Here is a 19,858-nt window from a genome sequence, read left to right on the forward strand (position 1 = left end):
ATTTACACCCTATATCCAACATTTTTCTTCGTTTCAATAAAGTCTTTTAAACCAATTTGATTTAATTTCTTGCGCAGTCGCGTCATATTAACGGCTAATGTATTATCATCTATATAATTTTCAGATTCCCAACATTTTTCAATCAAAGCATTGCGTTTAACGAATTTCCCTTCATTTTGGAATAATAACTTTATGATTTGAAGTTCTGTTAAAGATAATTGTATTGCTTCTTCGTTATAAATAATTTTGGCCTCATCAATAATTAACTTACAACCTTTGACAGTTAATTCATCATTGGAAACTGCTAAATCATAGGTGCGACGAAGTAAAGCTTGGACTTTAGCAACCGTTAATGATAAATTAAATGGCTTTTCTATGAAGTCATCGCCACCCATTTGGATAGCCATAATTTGATCCATATTATCCGTTCGAGAACTGATAAATATAATAGGCACATTAGAAATCTTTCTTATTTCTTGGCACCAATGAAATCCATTTAATGTCGGTAGATTAATATCTAACAATACTAAGTCAGGTTGATATGTGATGAAGTCATCTAAAATATTTGAGAATTGTTTAGCTATACTTACCTCATAATTCCAATTTTTAAGTTCATTAGCTAAACTTTCTGCAATGACAAAATCATCTTCTACTATAAAAATCTTCATTAAGATACACCTTTCGTTGCGCTAAATTGATTTATCTTTTTCACCAGTTTGATGTTGAATATGATTTTCATTTTGATTGTTTTTAGCTTCTTGGTTCTTTTTCCTTCTTTTTTCTTCATAAATACTTAAAGCAATAAAACCTACTATAAATAATGGGGATAACATCACAAATATCATTTTCTTCACCTCAGTCATATTAGCTTAAGAAGTTACGATGGTAAATACACACCTTAATTTCTCTTACTACACTGTATTTATTATCTATTTTACATCTTTATTATAAAAAATACATTTGTTATGAGTGATTTACTTTTACATTTCTTAATGTAATTAAAATTTATTATAGATTTACAATCTATTTACATGAATATCATAAACAGTCAAAATTATTTTCTTATAATTAAAATGTAATAAGTATATACATATTTTAGGAGGCTTTTTAATGAAATCTTTTAAACATATTGGTAAGTATTTGTTGTCGGGTAGCATAGTCGCTGCAACATTATTAAGTACGACAAATATATCTTCAGCTTCAGAAACAAATGCTGATAAAAGTAAGGATAAAAACAAAGATGACGCAGTAGCCTTCGGTAATACTAAAAATCCAAAAAATGTCATCTTTTTAGTGGGTGATGGTATGGGTCCATCATTTAATACGGCCTATCGTTATTACCAAAATGATCCATCTGCAAAATCTATGAATCCTACCACTTTTGATAAATACTTAAAGGGTACGAATCGTACATATCCAAACGATCCTAAAGAAAACGTGACAGACTCAGCTGCAGGAGCAACTGCATTTAGTTCTGGTCATAAAACGTATAATGGTGCCATTGGTGTAGACGAAAATAAGAAAAAAGTTAAAACAGTTTTAGAAGACGCTAAAGAAAAAGGCAAATCAACTGGATTAGTATCAACTGCTGAACTCACTGACGCAACACCAGCTGCCTATGCTTCTCATGTAGATTCAAGAGATAAAAAAGACGAGATTGCTAAACAATTTTATAAAGATAAAATTAATGGCAAACATAAGGTCGATGTACTTTTAGGTGGTGGCTCTAAATACTTTGGCAAAGAGAACGGCAATCTTGATGAAAAATTTAAAAAAGATGGCTACGATGTTGTATCTAACAAAAATGAGCTTAATCAATCTAGCAAAAAACAAGTATTAGGGTTGTTCTCAGAAGAAGATATGCCGCTTCAAATTGATGCGCCAAATAGTAACCCATTATTAGTTGATATGGAAAAAAGTGCTTTAAGTAAACTTGAAAAAAATGATAAAGGATTCTTCCTAATGGTAGAAGGTGCTTCTATTGATAAATCTGCTCATCCAAATGATGTAACAGGTGTCATGTCTGAAATGCAAGGCTTTGATAAAGCATTTTCAAATGCTATTGATTATGCGAAAAATCATAAAGATACACTAGTTGTGGCTACAGCTGACCATTCTACTGGTGGTATGACAATTGCAAAAGGCAAAGATTATAAATGGAATCCTCAAGCCATACATCAAATGAAACATTCTGGCTCATATATGACTAAAGAAATCGCATCAGGAAAAGATCCTGAAAAAGTTATTAAAGAAGGCTATGGCATTGATTTCCCTAAAGAACAAATGGATAAAGTTAAAAAAGAAGCTAAAAAGCTTAAAAAATTAACTAAAAAAAGTAAAGATGACGAAGATCCTAAAGTAGAAGAACAAACAACACATCTTCAAGATGCAATCCAAAAACCAATTAATGATGAATCTCATACTGGTTGGACAACATATGGTCATACTGGTGAAGATGTTAATACTTATGCATATGGTCCTGGTTCTAAAAAATTCACAGGTAATAAAGAAAATACTGATAGTGCTAAAAACATATTCGACTTTTTCGCTAATGACGTCAAATAATGATTTTAAAAAATGATTTTAAAAAAATCCGGGATGAGTAATACCTCATCTCGGATTAATTTCATGTATACAGTTATATTAAATATCTAAATTAATATTCAATATTTGGCGCTTGGTTTACATGGTTTTGATATCTTTTAAAAGCATAGTAACCTGCACCAACTAAAGTTAAAAGTATAGCTAATTTTTTCATCATCAAAACTCCTTTTCAATTTATTCATTTCAATTATCGCTTTGAAATTCTTATGACATAATTATACACTTTTTTCCAATAATTTTAAAAACCTTAATCTAATAGGATTGAAAAAACATAAATTAAATTTAATATACTTAGCACAAATATACAGAATGAGTATGAATGACAACTGCTTCAGGAGAACTTTTTAATTAGATATAAAACGATATAAGTTTATAAAATATCTTTTATTACTCTTGTCCTTTTAAATGCTCTATATGTTTAAAACCATCTCTTCGAATTGCTAGTTCTTCCATAATATCGTACCAATTATGACCTACTTTTTGTTGGATTGTTTGTAATAAGTGATCTTGAGCATAATTAAGTTCATTGATTAACGCGTTCCCAATGTTAGTTGAATATAATTGTTTTACTCGACGATCTTTGTCGGACGTTTTCTCTATGATAAGTCCCTTTTCTTTTAAAGTTCTTAATGTAGCATGTGAACCTTGTTTTGAGATTTCCAAAGTTTGTAATAACTCTTTAATAGTAATACCTGGTAATTTATTGATAAAAAATAAAAACCGGTGATGCTGACGACTCATGCCATATTGTTCAATAATGTCGTCGGCAGTTGTAACAAAGGTTTTATATGCGAAGTAAAACAACATATGTTCATAATCATTTTTATTTGTCGACATTTGCTTTCTTTCCTTTTCTTATGTTTAAGACTTATTATAATAAAAATTCAGTATTTCGTCATGTTTATACTTATAACTAGAAAGGTCAAGTTAGTTGACTTTATAATCTTAAAAAGTTATCTTTTAAATGTAATATACAAATACATAAACGAAGGTGGAATGAGTTATGAAACAACGTGTAGGACAATATTTGATGGATGCAGTACACGCTGCAGGAGTAGATAAAATATTCGGTGTCCCTGGCGATTTTAACTTAGCCTTTTTAGACGATATAATTTCACATGAACACGTAGAGTGGATTGGCAATACGAATGAATTAAACGCTAGCTATGCTGCAGATGGTTATTCACGAATCAATGGTTTAGGTGCATTAGTCACTACTTTTGGTGTAGGTGAATTAAGTGCTGTCAACGGTATTGCAGGTTCTTATGCCGAACGCGTACCTGTTATTGCAATTACTGGGGCACCTACTCGAGCGGTTGAATCTGCTGGTAAATATGTTCACCACTCATTAGGTGAAGGTAAATTTGATGATTACAGAAAAATGTTTGAACCCATTACTACAGCTCAAGGATACATTACACCTGACAATGCAACGACAGAAATTCCAAGACTAATTCAAGAAGCTATAAATGAACGTCGCCCAGTTCATATCCATTTGCCTATTGATGTAGCTATGACTGAAATAGATGTGACTTCAACGTTCCAACCTAAGCAACCAACAGAACAAGATATCTCTAGCTATATCAAAATGATTGAAGATAAATTGAACGCTGCTAAGCAACCTGTTATTATTGCAGGTCATGAAATTAATAGTTTTGGCCTACATTCAGAGTTAGAACGATTTGTTAATCAAACAAATATACCAGTAGCACAACTTTCTTTAGGTAAAGGTGCTTTTAATGAGGAAAATGAACACTACCTTGGGATCTTTGATGGTAGTATCGCTGAAGAAAATGTTAAAAACTATGTTAACCAAAGTGATGCCATCTTAAATATTGGCGCTAAATTAACTGACTCTGCAACAGCAGGTTTCTCTTATGAATTCGATATAGATGATGTCGTAATGTTAAATCACAACTATTTTAAAATGAATGAAACAACTTCAAACGATATTGCTTTACCTAACTTATTAAAAGGATTAATGAATATTTCATATAAAAATACATCTGATTTCCCTTCATATGTTAGAGAAGAAAATAACGATTATATATTAGATGATCAACCTTTAACACAAGCAACTTATTTCAAGATGATGCAAAAATTCATACAACTTGATGATATTTTAATAGCTGATCAAGGAACGTCATTCTTCGGTGCATATGACTTATCTTTATATAAAGATAATACATTTATAGGTCAACCTTTATGGGGCTCAATTGGTTATACATTACCTGCCACACTAGGCACTCAAATTGCTGCGCCTAACAGAAGAAATATTTTATTAATCGGAGATGGCTCATTACAATTAACTGTCCAATCATTATCTACTATGATTAGACAGCAATTGAAACCTGTTATATTTGTTATTAATAACGATGGTTATACGGTTGAAAGATTAATCCATGGTATGAAAGAACCTTATAATGATATTCATATGTGGGATTATAAAGCGTTACCTGCTGTGTTTGGTGGCGACAATGTTGCAGTTCATGATGTCAACACATCCCATGAACTTAAAGATGCTTTTGAAAACATAAACGCTAATAATGATCGTATGCATTTCGTCGAAGTCAAAATGGCTGTTGAAGATGCACCAACTAAATTAAGCGATATTGCAAAAACATTTGCTTCACAAAATAAATAATTAAGCATTAACTTCATATAACAACTTACTGGTATAGAATTCCTCTTGAATAATGAAATTTAGTTCATTATTCAAGAGGATTGTTTTTATTGATACTGAACCATTTTTTCTTCTTCTAATTTTTCAATAACATGATTAATAGTCTGTTCCTGGATTTCTGTTTTAATTTGTTCATGTATTTCATCTTTAATCATAGGATATAAATGATCAATAATTTGTTTACTTGCAATTTCACCTATCTCTATTTCATATTTTTGATAAAGAAACGATTTTAATTCTTTAGAGACTTCTATAATCATATATATCACCTCTTTTTAATAATTTATTTTAATCCTCCTAAAGTTAATGCCATTATTGCTTTAATTGAATGTAAACGATTCTCTGCTTGCTTAAAAATAATAGAATACGAACTATTAAATACTTCATCAGTAATCTCCATTTCAGAGAGTCCATATTTCTGATAAACTTCGTTACCTACTTTAGTTTGTGTATTATGGAAAGCTGGCAAACAATGTAGTACTTTTACATTCGGATTTTGAACTTTTTTAATTATTGACATGTTCACTTGATAAGGTTTTAACATTGCTACACGTTCTTCTATAACATTTTCAGGTTCTCCCATTGAAAACCAAACATCAGTATATAGAGCATCTGTTTGATATATTGTATTATCTATTTCACTACTTAATTGTATTGTCGCCCCAGTTTGTTGTGCGTATTCTTTAGCCATAGTTACTACTTTTTCTTGTGGTAATCGTGACTTAGGTGCAACAATGTTTATATTGACACCTAATAAAGCGCCTGTAACTAATAAATCACTAGCAACATTATTTTGAGCGTCACCCATAAAAGTCAACGTTTTTCCTTCCAATGTACCCCATTCCTCTTTTAAAGTCATGAAGTCAGCTAACATTTGAGTAGGATGCCATTCATTCGTTAATCCATTCCAAACTGGTACATTTGCATATCTTGCGAATGTTTCCACATCATCATGTTCATGCCCTCTAAATTCAATGCCATCATACATACTTCCCAATACTTTAGCAGTATCATAAATAGATTCTTTTTTACCTAAATGAATTTCATTTTGACCAAAATAATCAACATTCATTCCTAAATCATGTGCTGCTACACTGAAAGCAGCTCGAGTACGTGTTGATGGTTTTTCAAAAATAATAGCTATATTTTTATTAGTAAGTAATTGATGTGGTTGATTATTTTTCTTTTCATCTTTTAATAGTCGTGCTTTTTCAATAATATAATTCAATTCTTCTTTAGTATAATCAGTCGATTTTAAAAAACATTTACCTTCAAAGTTAAATTCTCTCATGTCATCAACTCCTTGATAACATATTACAATAAAATTAATATAGATTCAATATAATGATTATTTATGCATAAATTAAAAAGTGCTTTTCCCTTTGTTATTCTGATTAGTTGCTATCTAAACGGAAACAAAATACGTTTTCTATGTATATATGTTTTTGTAATATAAAACTATTTCATGATGTTTCTCATGAAACATTTTAAAAGTAAAAGACTAAGCAACAGTCATGTAATTATTTTTTCAAAAATATTTTTCTACAGTTCAAACTAGTTAATATAGTTATTTATATCTTCTTGGTTTCACTTTGAAATTAAGACTACTCGATGTCTACCGTAAGACAAACCTAAGTGTGACGTATATTAAAAAAGCCTTTCATTGTCTCATTCACAATGAAAAGCTTTTAACTAAATAAATATCATTAAACGCCGACATCTTCCCATGATTGATTTACTTTGTCTGCAGTGGATTTATCATATAAATCAAGTGCTGCTTGATGTAATGATTTTTTTGCATCTTCAAAATCAGAATTTGAAGAAAGATATTGTGTTAATGTTCGATAATAAATTTGTTCTGCTTTATCTTTACCAATACGTTTGATAGTTAAGTACGCAGCTTTGTTAGGTATACCAGAATTGGTATGTACTCCGCCATTATCTTCTTGAGTTTTTGAATAATGTTTCATATTAGATGGTTGATCATATTGTTCTGGTTTAGACATACTTCTAAGTGCATCACCTTTAACATTAGGTGTGTATATATCTTCACCTATTAAAAAGTTATCACTATCAATAAAGTATGCAAAGGTATCAGAAATACTTTCATTTAAGGCTCCCGGTTGATTTTCATATACTAAATCCGCTGTTTCTTGAGTGATTCCATGTGTAATTTCATGTGCTACAACATCTTTAGCACCAGAGAATGGTAAATAATTTTCATTATCGCCATCACCATAAATCATTTTGTCTCCAATCCATGCAGCATTATTTCGATTATCTTCATTTTCAAATTGGTTAACATGTGTCAGTGAATCGATAGTACTTCCTTTATCATCATAAGATTCTCGCCCAAATTTATTTTTATAATACTCGTAAACGTCTTTAGCATAGTCATTAGCGTCTACACCAGCTCGTTGGGACTGATTTACAAAGTTTTTATCCTTATCAGTCATTAGTTTCGAATCACCTGATTTATCATTATAGTCATAAGCTGAAATTTTACCTTGATGTGTCACATCTTGCAGTGCATAACCTTTCTTTTGACTATTGATATTAATTTTTTTGTTTTTATTTAGTACACTTTTGCCTGTACCTTTAGTAGCAGCATGTTGCATATTATTTAATTTATCAACGACCTCACCTGTTTGAGCATCTACTTGTATAGTCCAGTGAGATATTTTAGGGTATGTTGTTACGATTTCAATATTATAAACATATTTATTATGTTGACCACTAATTTGGATATTATTCTCTTTAACAACATTATCTTTAAAGTTTTTAGCTTTATTTGATGACATTGAAATAGATTCGAATGCTTTATTCAGAGCTTCGTTTTTATTAATTTCAATACTATTACTAGGCTTAATTTCACCACCACTCGTATTTCCGTTGATAAGAACTACTTTCCCTTTTGGATCTGTATGTATTTTAACTTCTCTATCAGGCACATATGTATTTTTAAACTTTGGCTGTGAAGTGTAATGGGTATAACCTAATTGGTCAGTTTTCACCTCAACAGTTTTGTAATGTTTATATTGTTTTTTCGCATTTTTATCATTAGGTAATACTTTTAATGCTTGGAATGCTTTATGTTTTTCTGTAATTTCTATTTTACTTTTAGTTGATGACTGTTCGATCTTAGCATCGGCATTTCCACTATAAATAGAACTGCTTAATGTTAATAATGAGATGCCTGAAATAGCAATTTTTGAAATTTTATTCATAGAACTCCTCCATTTATTCACAAAATTTATAATCTCCCCCAATAATATTTATATTTTTCAAAAAAGTAAATGCAAATTCCATAAAATACTTTGAATATTCTTTATAAAACACAATAAAAAAGACGTCATTTAATATATGACGTCTGTAAAAAATCTTATTTTATTTAATTTTTTTGATAGCTTTATCTTCTTTTATAGCTACTTTAGTTTTTTCATAACCAATTACTATACGGTCAATTTTACCTTTAGAAGAGTCAAACCATACTGTTTCACCTTTTTTATTAGGTTGGTAATAATAGATACCAGTATTATTGTTTTTACCATTATTTACTTTTTTCAAATCTTTACCATATGATTTTTGTAAATCAGTTAGCTTCAATTGTTTTTTCAATGGAATATCAACTAGTGAAGCCTTTTTAGTTTTTTTATCATATTGGCGGAATAATTGATCTGATTTAACAATATTTTTTGTTGAATTTGTTGATGCAATTTTTATACCATTAAATGTTACGTTTTGAGCTTTGATAGCATTTTTGAAGTTTTTATCTAATACGAATTTTGCATCGTAACCTGCGTCACCTTTATAAGTATAATATGCATTATGTTGTTGTGTAGTTGCTGCATGAGCAGTAGTATTTATAACTGGCGTCGCACTCGCTGATGCACTTAATAATGTTCCAAAAGCTAATGTAGACGCAATAATTGTTTTAGTCTTTTTATTCATGAGAGTACCTCACTTTCTTTATCTGTTACTATTTCTCTCAATGAGACTTCTAAATTATACGCTATCGGTCAAAGACATACAATTAAAAGCAATTGTTATTACATATTTGTAATATTCAAATTGTTGATGAACATAAAACACTTGTAAACATAATTAATTTTTAACATTCTTCTAAATATGTAGTTAGCAGTTGGATATAATAGTCTATGAATTTTAAATAATCCGCTTTATTCACACACTCGTCGATTTGATGAGGTCCTTTTCCTGGTCCAATCATTAAAAATGGAAAAGCATCTGTTTTACCTTTTAATAAATTAGATGCATCTGTAACTGCAACAGTTGGTGTAATCACTAATTCAGATTGATTGAAGTAATTTGTCGCTAACTGATGTCCTAATTTAAACAAGCGATTGTCTCCAGTAGTCACTACAGGATCCAAATCTAAATATATGTCGTGCGTTAATTTTGCTCCTTTATCATTTGCCATGTTGATATATTTTTCAAATAAAGCTTTAACTTTTTCATTATTGTATTCAGGAATCGTTCTAATATTATATTCAGCAGTTGCATAATCTGGAACTGAATTTACTTGAGTGCCACCTTTAATGATGCTATTTGTCATAACAAGACCTTGTATTCTAGTTTGCACTTCTTCTTTACTAACATAACTAGGTAACTGACTAGCCATTTGGTCGACCATATTACCATAGTTTAATGCTGTCCCTTTTATATTTTGAGTGATTTCTTCGTATTCTTTATTAATATTTTGAATAAATTCAATCAGTGGTGTGATCGCATTTTCTCCCATAAACGGTGTTGAGCTATGGCTTGAACGACCTTTAGATGTAATTCTAATATCCATAGAACCCTTATGTGCATATACAATACTAGGATATGATGGCTCGGCTATCACAAGTGCATCTACGTCATCCATATAACCTTTACGATATAATTGCTCTGATCCAGCTTGTTCCATTTCTTCTCCAGCAGTTGCTAATAATTTAATTGTTCCTTTAGGTAATTGGCCACTTTCTTTAATTTCTATCATTGCTATCACTAATGCTGCTAGCCCTGACTTCATATCAGCAGCACCTCTGCCGTATAAATAGCCATCTCGTTCTGTTAACTCAAACGGAGGCGATGTCCATTCCTCATGATTTCCTTCATGTACAACATCCATGTGCCCTGAAACTGCAATTACTGGCTTTCCTGAGCCAATTGTTGCAATAAGATTTGCACGTTTATCTGATACTCTGTCTATTTCAGATTCAATATTATATTTGTTAAGACATTGCTGTAAATACAACGCTACCTCTAATTCATTATCATTAACTGTAGGAATAGATACAATATCTGATAAAATTTTTACTTTTTCTTCGTTAGTTAATACAGCCATAAATTTCACTTTCTTTCCTATCATATTTGAAGTCAATTAACATTCTTCATTAAAAATATAATTAAATGATATGTTCTTATTCAGAAAATTGATTATAATATAATTAATTATCATCGAAGTTAATGGAGGATATGCTTTTGAAAAAAATATTAGCAAGTATTGTCGTTTTAGCACTTGTAATAGCATTAGGATTTTCTGTTTTCGCAGCTTTAACTCATCAAAATAAATCATCACATCACAAAACAAATCATCAAACTGAAGACAAAGATAAAAAGAAAGACTCTAAAGATAAAAAACAAACAACTACTAAACAGCAGGAGCCTGTTCAAACTGAGCCTTCATCGTCTCAACAACCAAGTAATACACGCTCTAATAGTTCAGCTAGTCAACAAACGATTCAAAAATCAAATAAAAATAATAATCAAACGTCTCAAAATCAATCAACACAAGCCAAACAATCAACACAACCTGCACAATCTTCACAACGTAGTAGTAATCAACCAACTCGTTCACAACAACCATCAGCATCTAAGAAACAAAATCAATCTAATACGAGTACAGAAACTCCTAAAGCTAACAATGGACAAACTACTAACCAAAATGCGAATCACTCATCGCAGAATAACAGTAGTAATTCAAATAAACAGAACAAATCAGAATAAAATAAGAAATAGGGTTAGGTCATTCTCACACAGGCTCAATGAGCTGAATGTCTAATCCTTTTTTGTTTTGATTTTAATTAAATCTCACTTCAATCTTTCCACTTAGCGCTAACTATTTCATCAAAATCATCACTTATTATCTTCATATCAATGAATTATATTAATATATTATAATATTATTTAAAAATGATTTTGTGTGCAAGTAACTTCTCTTAAGAAAATCACAAAAAAATTCTAGCACCAAGACATTAATTAACTGTCTTAAGTGCTAGAATCTAATTGTTATTATTCGGTTACATTACTTTCATCAACTTTAGCTGAGACTTTTCTCATTAGAGGATCAGTAATCGGTTTAAGTACTACACCTATAATTATAAACGCTAATCCAAATGCTGCTAAAATAATCACTTTTGTAATTAAAATTTCAGGCACAATACCTCCTACTGTTTCACGTAAAGCGTCAATAGCGTAAGTAAATGGCAAGTACGGTGATATCGTTTGGAAGAATTTAGGCGTTGTTTGAATTGGGAACGTTCCGCCACCGCCTGCAATTTGTAATACTAAGAAAATAATGGCAATTGCTTTACCTGGATTTCCTAATAACGATACACATGTATAGATAATTGAGTTAAATACTAACGAGCAGAACACTGCTATCGTTACGAATAATAATGGTGATTCAACAGCTGCTTTTAATATTACCAAATCTCCTATAGATACAATTAATGATTGAACAATACCTAATAAGAAGAAAAAGCCTGCTTTGCCCATGAAAATTTCGCGTGGTGTGAGTATCGGTTTCAATGATTCATGTTTATTGTCTACTGATAATAAACTCACCATCAATAACCCACCTACCCATATAGATAATGCAGTGTAGAATGGTGTCATTCCTGATCCATAATCTTTAACTGGGAAGACATCTGTTGTCTTTTTATTAATTGGATGAGCAATGACATCAGCTTGTTTTTTCAAATCATTTTTTAGAGTATCGATTAAATTATCAACAGCGTCATCTTTATCCAATTGCTTGAAAATTTTATTTGCTTTTTTCAAGTCTTTTTCAACGCCTGGTAATTTATTTTCAGAGAAGTCGGCTAAATTAGACAATGCCTCTTTAGCTCTAGGTTGATTTTTATCTAGTAGATTAACTGCATTATCATATCTACTGAACAATGATGGTAAATTATCATTTACTGATTGTGTTGCATTAGCTAGGCGTTGTTCTAATCCAGGTAAGTCGTTTCTAACAAAATCTGCGGCCTTACCAACGTCTTTCTTCACGGTTGGGAAGTATGCTTGTGCTGTTTTCATGGCATTGATATAAGCTTGTTCTATGCTAGGTAATGCTGTTTGAATACGCTCAATTCGTTTTTGACCGCTATTTAAAATACTTTGACCTGAATTAATCACTTGATTAATTGAATTTAATTTAGATTGTACATTTGATAATGTTTGTTGTCCTTCAGATAATTGTGCAGTAATGTCATTTGAGATATTTAATAAGTTTTGGTTTAATTCCTTCTTAATATACGTACGGAATTGACTTAATGCACTGTTTGTATCTTTGATATTTTTTAATACATTAACCGCTTCTGCTTTACCAGAACTTCCATTTGATAAGGCATTGATTAATTGGTTTGTAGTTCTTAATTGCTTGTTCAAATGATTGTTTGCAGATTTAATTTGTTTAATTTCCTTAGACAAATCAACATCTTCATTTTTCTCAAGTTCTGATAAGATATCTATAAATTGTTGATTATATTTTGTAGCATTTTCTAATCTTGATTTAATATTATCTAATGGTTCTTTAAACTCAGATGGCTTATCTGATGACAAAATACCATAAGATACATTTTTCAGCGCATCCATATCTTTTTGTGATGCGTTTGCTTGTACATCACTCATATTGGATAGTGATAATAACGATTCAGTCAATGCAGTATTCATTGATTTCACATCATTTGAAGTAACAAACTCATTAGAATTACTATTTTCATTATTACCAGATGTACTCAATGATTTCGTTTTAATATTTGAATTATAACTATGTCCTTCATCATGCTGTTTACCATGTGCACTCTGTTGACTTGTATTAGTTTGTTGTCGTAAGTCTTGGTTCACATTATTATTAGCATTTTGTGCTCGTCCAGCTGCGTCTTGGTAATCACCAACTCTATTTTGAACTTGAGTTAAAAATCCTTTAGCATCAGTCAATTGATCGTTTGCTTCATCAATACCTTGTCCTGCAATAGATACCCCTTTATTTATTTTAGGGAATTGTGCTGGTACATCATTCGCTGCAACATTCAAGACGCGTTCAATGTTAGGCATATAATTATTTAAAGCTAAAATTAATTTTGCCCTTTCGTTTAATGCAGGAATTGATGCATTGACTTGATTGAGTTTTTCTTGTGCATCTAAAATATCACCTTTATAATTACCAAGATTTCTAAATTGATTCGCATATTGATCAAGGTCATCCTGATGGTCATTTAAGTAGATAATTTTATCTTTAAATTTATTTATTTCTGGTAATGATTTATTAGCTGCGTACACTGCATTTTTAATTTTATTAATTGTAGGTACTTCGTCTTCAATTTTCAATCCTACTTTATTTGCTTCTGCAAGTAACGCTTTGGTCACAGTTTGGTTAAATTGTTCATTGGCTTTTTCTACTACCATCGAAGAACCTGTATCTGTTAGTTTTGCAGCTACAGCATTAATTTTTTGATTAACTTTGAAATCAACATCCGCCTTTTCAGGATGCTTTCTTAAAGTACCTGTAATTTGGTGTGTAAACTTACTTGGTATGTATATGCCTGCATAGTATTTCCCCATTTTTATTTCATGATCAGCTTTTTCTCGACTTACAAATTGCCAATCAAAGCTATCATTTTTCTTAAGGGTTTGTACCATTTTGTTACCGACGTTAATTTCTTTTCCTCTTACTTTGTCACCTTTATCTTCATTAACAATTGCCACTTTAATATGTCCAGTATTACCATACGGATCCCACATTGCCCACAAGTTAAACCAAGCATAAAATGAAGGTAATATAGCTAAACCAGCTAAAATCACCCAAACTGCCGGTGTCTTAGCAATTTTCTTTAAATCCGTTTTAAACAGTTTCAGTGCGTTTTTCATTGTCACACTCCTAAAAACAATTTATTAACTTTTCTACCTATTTTGTCACAGTCTTTATACTCATTTTATCAAATGTTATTTTACATTTTTCTAAAAACAATTTATTTTTCTTATAAAGGTTAGTATAATACATTTTGTTAGGTTATTATAATTCGTTGATATGTATCAACTATAAATGCCATAAATTAAATTATATCAAATTCAAGGTATATAGCACAATAATATTTAAATTTTCAAGGGAGCTTAATATAGATGTCTAAAGACAAATTCTTAATTTATTTACTTTCAACTACTTTAATCGTGCCATCTCTAACAACAGCACCCATAGCCCATGCTGAAGATGATCAAACACCTACACATTCATCATCTTCACAACGCACTCAATCTCAAAGTAATGCTAATAAAAAGAGTGGTCAAGTTACTTCATCAACAAATGATAATAATGACGAAGAAGATAAAGACAAAGATCATGATACCTCTCAAAGTGATAAAGAAGCTAAAAATAAATCTTCACGTCATGATTCTAAAAATAATCAATCAAAAGAAGAGAATCATTCATCACATCATTCTACACAAACATCTGTCACTGATGATAATTATAAAAAATCCCATCAGCCAACTAATGTTATCAATCAATTTTATGATGGATTATCTTCTTCACAATCTGATTTCAATCGTTTGTGGTCACCAGATAAATATGACAATAGTTTTAGTTTAACGACATTAATTCAAAATCTATTTCATTTTGACACTGATATTTCAGACTATGAACAACCAACTCGCGATGAAGAGAAAGATAATCAAAATTCCGATGATCAAGATACTAACGATGATGTAACGAGTGACGAAAGTAAAAGTAATTTAGATAACGCATCATCTAATAACAATTTAGAACAAGATGACAATAATCAAAACGATCAAACTACATCAAATGATGATCAAACAGATCATGATAACAATGATTCTCATAATGCAACACAAGAAACAAATGATGATGCATCTCAAAGCTCAAACACGAGCCATTCAAGTCAATCTAATACTAAAAATGACGATAATACTGATTCATCAAATCAAAGTATCTCAGATTCTGCGATTGATTCTATTTTAGATGAATATAGTGAAGATGCAAAGAAGACACAAAATCAATACCAATCTTCTAAAAATAAAAAAACTCGCAATGAGAATCATTCAGAAGAAAAACACAATGACGATACACAACAAGATATCAAGAACCCTCAATTACCAACACCTGACGAATTAAAACACAAAACGAAACCAGCACAATCATTTGAGAGTGATTTTAAAAAGTCTAATACACGTTCAACTGGTCTATTCCAACAATTACCAACATTACAAGATGGTCATTTAACAGATGGAGATATCAATATTGTAGATAGTAAAAACACAAGAGACTTTATAAAATCTATCGCCAAAGACGCTCATCAAATAGGACAAAAAGAAGATATTTATGCTTCAGTTATGATGGCACAAGCAATCCTAGAATCTGACTCAGGTAACAGTACGCTTGCTCAAAAACCTAACTTCAATTTATTTGGAATTAAAGGCGATTATCATGGTCAATCTGTTTCATTTAACACATTAGAAGCTGATAGCTCAAATAATATGTATAATATAACAGCTGGATTCCGTAAATATCCTAATACCAAAGCTTCATTAGAAGATTATGCTAATTTAATTAAAGGCGGTATCGATGGTAATCCAACAATTTATCAACCGACATGGAAAAGTAAGGCATCTACATATCAGTCAGCAACATCACACTTATCACGTACGTATGCCACTGATCCAAATTATGCTAAAAAATTAAATAGTATTATTAAACATTATCATTTAACTGACTTTGATAAGAAAAAAATGCCAAGTTTAGATAAATATAATCATTCTATTAAGAATGACGATCAGTCACAATCAAGTTTCAAACCATTCGAAGAAAGTCAGGGTAGTGCTGGCTATCCGCAAGGTCAATGTACTTGGTATGTAGACCAACGTATGAAACAATTTAACGAATATATCCATAGTAATATGGGAGATGCTCATAATTGGAATAACCGTGCAGAAAAAGAAGGCTACCATGTGTCATCAACACCTAAAAAGCACACTGCTGTCGTTTTTGAAGCTGGTCAATTAGGTGCAGACACGCAATATGGCCATGTAGCTTTTGTAGAAAAAGTTAATTCAGATGGTTCAATTATTATCTCAGAATCTAATGTTAAAGGATTAGGTGTTATTTCATATAGAACAATTGATGCGAGTGATGCTTCACAACTTGATTATATTACTGGTAAATAATTTCAAACTATAAATAATGGACGAGACAATATTAAATTTGCCTCGTCCATTTTTATTTTGATGTTACTGTTGATGATGTTTTCGCTTATGTCTGCTTATCCAAATAAGACTTGCCCCGAATAATGCAACAACAATTGAAATTGGCATCCAGTGTTGTTTGATTGTTTGTCCTGCTTCTGGTAATGATAGATTACCGTCATCATTAAATAACCCTTCTAACAGACCATCTCCAGAACCTAGTGTCAATCCCTTTTCTGGTGTAGGTGTTGGTATATCTTCAATTCCATCCAATAAACTACGTCCTGAATTTAATTGATCCAATAAGCTTGAATTATTATTATTCGAATGTTGATTGATTCTATCAAAGATACTCGGTCTATCTTTAATAGGAGATATAATGTAATCTAAATCTTTCTTAGCACTATCAACTTTATGTTGTAATTGTAGTAAGTCATTTGCTTTACCGTTAATTGCAGATTTAATTAAGTCTAACGTACTCGCTTTATCGGTTTGAATACGATTAATGATGTCTGCCAACACTTTGGCTTTTCCTTGTTCAATACGAGTTGCTAATATCGTTTCAATGGCTTGTCTTTTATCTTTAGCATTATTTAATACGTCATTTAAGATATCATCTGCAGTGACGTTCCCTTGTTTATCAATTTGCTGTTTTAACTGATCTATAATTTGTTGATTATTTAAATTTCCATTTGCTAGTTGATTGGCGATACGTTCTGCTTCTTTGTCACCTAATCGGGTAGAAAGTAATTGTTTAATCAATTGTTGCTTATCTTTAGACTGGTCTAGCATTGATTTTAAAATGTTATCTGATGAAGTATGGGATAAGTTATCAAATTGTTTTGCAATTTGATTAGCGATTTGTTCATCTGATCGACCTTTGGTTTGTATTTTTTTCAGTGTTTGATTCGCTTCATTTTGGCTCATAACGTTATTTAATATCGCTTTAACTGATTTATTTTTGTCTTTAGAGTTATTGAGCTCATCAAGTATTAAATCACGTTGTTGATTTGTACGATTTTGAGTTTGACGAATATCTCGTTTCAATTCCTTTTTACTTTGAGTAGATAATTCACTTTGTTGATTAACATTATTTTCTAATTGCTTTAAGGCATCTTGTTTATTATTCAAATATTGACCATTATTTGCATGACTTTCAGCTAATTTTTTAGAAATATCATGATCAATTTTGTCGCTGCCTTCTAACTTTTTAGTAACATCATTCACTTTATCTTTAGCTTTATTATTAGTACTCTCTGAATTTGTATCTTTGATTAATTGTTGAACTTGAGATGATGTTTGATTTTCTTTATCTTCAACATTATTTTGCTTTTGCAAATTACTCTTCGTTTGTTCTTTATGATTGGATTGTACTTTCTTAGAATTGTTTGATGGTTCAACTTTTTCCAGTTGATCATTGTTGTTATCTTCTTCGCCATTTATTGTTGCATCTTGTTTGATTTTATCCAAATCATCGATGATATTGCCCTTTTTATCATCTGAATTCGTTTTATCAAGTTGTTGATTTTGTTCCTCGGTCACATCTTTATCATTATCGGAATAGGAATCTCCTTCACTTAGTTGACTATTATCAACTTTCGAGGATGAAATGTCTAAATCCTTTAACATTTTGTCTAAATTCTCTGTCACATCTTTATTATCATCAGTATTACTGGAATGATTTACTTGTGAATTTGATTTTTCATTCTCAGTACTCTTAGCAGTCTGTTTCTTTATTGTTTTTATTTTTGTATCTTCTTGCTTAGCATTTTTAATAATTTTGTCCAAATTAGTATTATCAGTCACGTCATCCAATTGTTCTAGATAATCTTGCTGTTTTTCTTCATTCAAATGGCTGAGTTGTTTAATGTCATGTTTAGCTTTTTTGATTTGACCTTGCAAACTTTCTTCTTTCGATTCAAGTGTGCTATAAGATGATGAATCCTTTGCTTGGACTTTCATATTATTTGTAAAACCATATCCAATCATTGAGCCACTGATTAAAAGCGCTGAACAAGATAGTTTCAAACATATGCTGACTTTATTTGTTTGTTTATCTTTCATGTTTTCAATCTCCTTTAGCCGATTAGCAATTTTAAATTTGTTTTTATTATATAACAAACTCCTATAAAATTACACTTTACATTTTAAATAGAAGGTATTTGATATCCTTATAAATTTTATCAAACAAATACGTTGTATTTCTATGTATATAGCTTTATAATTCAACCAAGCTAAATTAATTGGTTTTTGTATATAATTTAACTTAATTAAATTTAAAAGGAGTTTTTCAGATGGCAGAGTCAATTTATTCTACTACTATTATTAGTAATGGTGGTCGAGATGGTCGTGTATTTAGCCCGGACAATACTTTCGTACAAAATTTAGCGACGCCTAAAGAAATGGGTGGTCAAGGCGGTAACGACACTAACCCTGAACAATTATTCGCTGCAGGATATAGTGCTTGTTTTAACAGTGCTTTGTCTTTAATTCTATCTCGTAACAAAGTCAACGATGCAAATCCTGAAGTAGAAATAACGATTGAATTAGTTAAAGATTCTACGGATAACGGTTTTAAATTAGCTGCAGACATTCAAGTTACTTTAGAGAATGTATCTCAAGAAGAAGCAGAACAATATGTTGAACAAGCTCATCAATTCTGCCCATATTCTAAAGCAACACGTGGAAATATTGATGTTTCGTTAAAAGCAATTGCTCAATAATAGTAGATAATTTTTAATTACCCCTATGATTTCATTAATATATATTAAATATCTTGAAAGTGGTGGAGAATGAATGATTCTCCCCACTTTTTTTAATATTTTATGATCTTATTCAAAATATAATGGTAAACAAGTACATCCCTATCCCAATTTTCAACAGTTATATTCAAAAACATCCTATTTCACTAATTATTTATATAAATTAAGGGAATAAGGTACAACAAGCTCTATAATTAATTCCCTATTCAATGAGAACAACAACGTTACAGCTAACATTATCAATTAATTTTCCAACAATTTTTGCAATCTGTTTCATTTTTCAACGCCTTAAAAAAATTAATGGTGTTTCATATAGTTGAATCTT

The 19,858-nt window shown here is 30.7% G+C and carries 16 protein-coding genes; 5 read left to right on the plus strand and 11 right to left on the minus strand.

Annotated features, from left to right (window positions below; genetic code table 11):
* Positions 1-2: 2 nt before the first annotated feature.
* Positions 3-668, minus strand: a complete 666-nt coding sequence (locus LFT63_RS08155; RefSeq protein WP_029055920.1) for a response regulator transcription factor — start codon at positions 666-668, stop codon at positions 3-5.
* A gap of 21 nt (positions 669-689) precedes the next feature.
* Entirely contained in the window at positions 690-845 is a 156-nt protein-coding gene (locus LFT63_RS08160; RefSeq protein WP_340768667.1) for a hypothetical protein, read from the minus strand.
* A gap of 265 nt (positions 846-1,110) precedes the next feature.
* On the opposite strand from LFT63_RS08160, the gene LFT63_RS08165 reads away from it, so the two are divergent.
* The gene (locus LFT63_RS08165; protein ID WP_029055919.1) at positions 1,111-2,565 is read left to right on the plus strand and encodes an alkaline phosphatase; all 1,455 of its coding nucleotides are present in this window, start codon (positions 1,111-1,113) and stop codon (positions 2,563-2,565) included.
* A gap of 91 nt (positions 2,566-2,656) precedes the next feature.
* Here the strand turns inward: LFT63_RS08165 and LFT63_RS08170 are convergent, their stop codons facing one another.
* Both LFT63_RS08170 and LFT63_RS08175 read right to left on the minus strand, forming a co-directional pair.
* The gene (locus tag LFT63_RS08170) at positions 2,657-2,758 is read right to left on the minus strand and encodes an SE2200 family small protein (RefSeq protein ID WP_017637237.1); all 102 of its coding nucleotides are present in this window, start codon (positions 2,756-2,758) and stop codon (positions 2,657-2,659) included.
* Positions 2,759-2,991: 233 nt separating this feature from the next.
* The gene (locus tag LFT63_RS08175; protein WP_340768669.1) at positions 2,992-3,441 is read right to left on the minus strand and encodes a MarR family winged helix-turn-helix transcriptional regulator; all 450 of its coding nucleotides are present in this window, start codon (positions 3,439-3,441) and stop codon (positions 2,992-2,994) included.
* A gap of 166 nt (positions 3,442-3,607) precedes the next feature.
* Here LFT63_RS08175 and LFT63_RS08180 point away from each other — a divergent pair, with 166 nt between their 5' ends.
* On the plus strand, positions 3,608-5,248 hold the full coding sequence (locus LFT63_RS08180) for an alpha-keto acid decarboxylase family protein (RefSeq protein WP_340768671.1): 1,641 nt from the start codon (positions 3,608-3,610) through the stop codon (positions 5,246-5,248).
* A gap of 86 nt (positions 5,249-5,334) precedes the next feature.
* Here the strand turns inward: LFT63_RS08180 and LFT63_RS08185 are convergent, their stop codons facing one another.
* From LFT63_RS08185 to LFT63_RS08205, 5 genes are all read right to left on the minus strand, one after another.
* Positions 5,335-5,547, minus strand: a complete 213-nt coding sequence (locus tag LFT63_RS08185) for a hypothetical protein (protein WP_029055916.1) — start codon at positions 5,545-5,547, stop codon at positions 5,335-5,337.
* Positions 5,548-5,570: 23 nt separating this feature from the next.
* Positions 5,571-6,578: an ornithine carbamoyltransferase gene (gene argF / locus LFT63_RS08190; protein WP_029055915.1), complete on the minus strand. Its 1,008-nt coding sequence runs from the start codon at positions 6,576-6,578 to the stop codon at positions 5,571-5,573.
* Positions 6,579-6,993: 415 nt separating this feature from the next.
* Positions 6,994-8,514 carry a M4 family metallopeptidase gene (locus LFT63_RS08195; RefSeq protein WP_340768675.1) on the minus strand — a complete coding sequence of 507 codons (1,521 nt, stop codon included), beginning with the start codon at positions 8,512-8,514 and terminating at the stop codon, positions 6,994-6,996.
* Positions 8,515-8,674: 160 nt separating this feature from the next.
* Complete coding sequence (gene isaB / locus LFT63_RS08200) at positions 8,675-9,238, minus strand: immunodominant staphylococcal antigen IsaB family protein (RefSeq protein WP_046466945.1); 564 nt, start codon at positions 9,236-9,238, stop codon at positions 8,675-8,677.
* Between the two features lie 160 nt (positions 9,239-9,398).
* The gene (locus LFT63_RS08205) at positions 9,399-10,634 is read right to left on the minus strand and encodes an ArgE/DapE family deacylase (RefSeq protein WP_029055912.1); all 1,236 of its coding nucleotides are present in this window, start codon (positions 10,632-10,634) and stop codon (positions 9,399-9,401) included.
* Positions 10,635-10,765: 131 nt separating this feature from the next.
* Between LFT63_RS08205 and LFT63_RS08210 the strand changes: the two genes are divergently transcribed.
* Positions 10,766-11,296, plus strand: a complete 531-nt coding sequence (locus tag LFT63_RS08210; protein ID WP_244971514.1) for a hypothetical protein — start codon at positions 10,766-10,768, stop codon at positions 11,294-11,296.
* A 285-nt stretch (positions 11,297-11,581) separates the two neighbouring features.
* Here LFT63_RS08210 and LFT63_RS08215 read toward each other — a convergent pair whose 3' ends face one another.
* Positions 11,582-14,443: a YhgE/Pip domain-containing protein gene (locus LFT63_RS08215; RefSeq protein ID WP_029055910.1), complete on the minus strand. Its 2,862-nt coding sequence runs from the start codon at positions 14,441-14,443 to the stop codon at positions 11,582-11,584.
* Positions 14,444-14,695: 252 nt separating this feature from the next.
* Here LFT63_RS08215 and LFT63_RS08220 point away from each other — a divergent pair, with 252 nt between their 5' ends.
* Positions 14,696-16,753 carry an amidase domain-containing protein gene (locus tag LFT63_RS08220; RefSeq protein ID WP_029055909.1) on the plus strand — a complete coding sequence of 686 codons (2,058 nt, stop codon included), beginning with the start codon at positions 14,696-14,698 and terminating at the stop codon, positions 16,751-16,753.
* A 63-nt stretch (positions 16,754-16,816) separates the two neighbouring features.
* Here the strand turns inward: LFT63_RS08220 and LFT63_RS08225 are convergent, their stop codons facing one another.
* The gene (locus tag LFT63_RS08225) at positions 16,817-18,835 is read right to left on the minus strand and encodes a cell wall anchor protein (protein WP_029055908.1); all 2,019 of its coding nucleotides are present in this window, start codon (positions 18,833-18,835) and stop codon (positions 16,817-16,819) included.
* A 230-nt stretch (positions 18,836-19,065) separates the two neighbouring features.
* On the opposite strand from LFT63_RS08225, the gene LFT63_RS08230 reads away from it, so the two are divergent.
* On the plus strand, positions 19,066-19,494 hold the full coding sequence (locus tag LFT63_RS08230) for an organic hydroperoxide resistance protein (protein ID WP_017637249.1): 429 nt from the start codon (positions 19,066-19,068) through the stop codon (positions 19,492-19,494).
* Positions 19,495-19,858 lie beyond the last annotated feature (364 nt).

It is taken from the genome of Staphylococcus sp. FSL H8-0121, assembly GCF_038008425.1.
Classification (GTDB): domain Bacteria; phylum Bacillota; class Bacilli; order Staphylococcales; family Staphylococcaceae; genus Staphylococcus; species Staphylococcus pasteuri.

Excerpts from the sequence above, each read along its gene's own strand:
- LFT63_RS08155 (WP_029055920.1), bottom strand. The coding sequence starts at position 668 with ATGAAGATTTTTATAGTAGAAGATGATTTTGTCATTGCAGAAAGTTTA.
- LFT63_RS08160 (WP_340768667.1), bottom strand. The coding sequence starts at position 845 with ATGATATTTGTGATGTTATCCCCATTATTTATAGTAGGTTTTATTGCT.
- LFT63_RS08165 (WP_029055919.1), top strand. The coding sequence starts at position 1,111 with ATGAAATCTTTTAAACATATTGGTAAGTATTTGTTGTCGGGTAGCATA.
- LFT63_RS08170 (WP_017637237.1), bottom strand. The coding sequence starts at position 2,758 with ATGAAAAAATTAGCTATACTTTTAACTTTAGTTGGTGCAGGTTACTAT.
- LFT63_RS08175 (WP_340768669.1), bottom strand. The coding sequence starts at position 3,441 with ATGTCGACAAATAAAAATGATTATGAACATATGTTGTTTTACTTCGCA.
- LFT63_RS08180 (WP_340768671.1), top strand. The coding sequence starts at position 3,608 with ATGAAACAACGTGTAGGACAATATTTGATGGATGCAGTACACGCTGCA.
- LFT63_RS08185 (WP_029055916.1), bottom strand. The coding sequence starts at position 5,547 with ATGATTATAGAAGTCTCTAAAGAATTAAAATCGTTTCTTTATCAAAAA.
- argF (WP_029055915.1), bottom strand. The coding sequence starts at position 6,578 with ATGAGAGAATTTAACTTTGAAGGTAAATGTTTTTTAAAATCGACTGAT.
- LFT63_RS08195 (WP_340768675.1), bottom strand. The coding sequence starts at position 8,514 with ATGAATAAAATTTCAAAAATTGCTATTTCAGGCATCTCATTATTAACA.
- isaB (WP_046466945.1), bottom strand. The coding sequence starts at position 9,238 with ATGAATAAAAAGACTAAAACAATTATTGCGTCTACATTAGCTTTTGGA.
- LFT63_RS08205 (WP_029055912.1), bottom strand. The coding sequence starts at position 10,634 with ATGGCTGTATTAACTAACGAAGAAAAAGTAAAAATTTTATCAGATATT.
- LFT63_RS08210 (WP_244971514.1), top strand. The coding sequence starts at position 10,766 with ATGCTTTTGAAAAAAATATTAGCAAGTATTGTCGTTTTAGCACTTGTA.
- LFT63_RS08215 (WP_029055910.1), bottom strand. The coding sequence starts at position 14,443 with ATGAAAAACGCACTGAAACTGTTTAAAACGGATTTAAAGAAAATTGCT.
- LFT63_RS08220 (WP_029055909.1), top strand. The coding sequence starts at position 14,696 with ATGTCTAAAGACAAATTCTTAATTTATTTACTTTCAACTACTTTAATC.
- LFT63_RS08225 (WP_029055908.1), bottom strand. The coding sequence starts at position 18,835 with ATGAAAGATAAACAAACAAATAAAGTCAGCATATGTTTGAAACTATCT.
- LFT63_RS08230 (WP_017637249.1), top strand. The coding sequence starts at position 19,066 with ATGGCAGAGTCAATTTATTCTACTACTATTATTAGTAATGGTGGTCGA.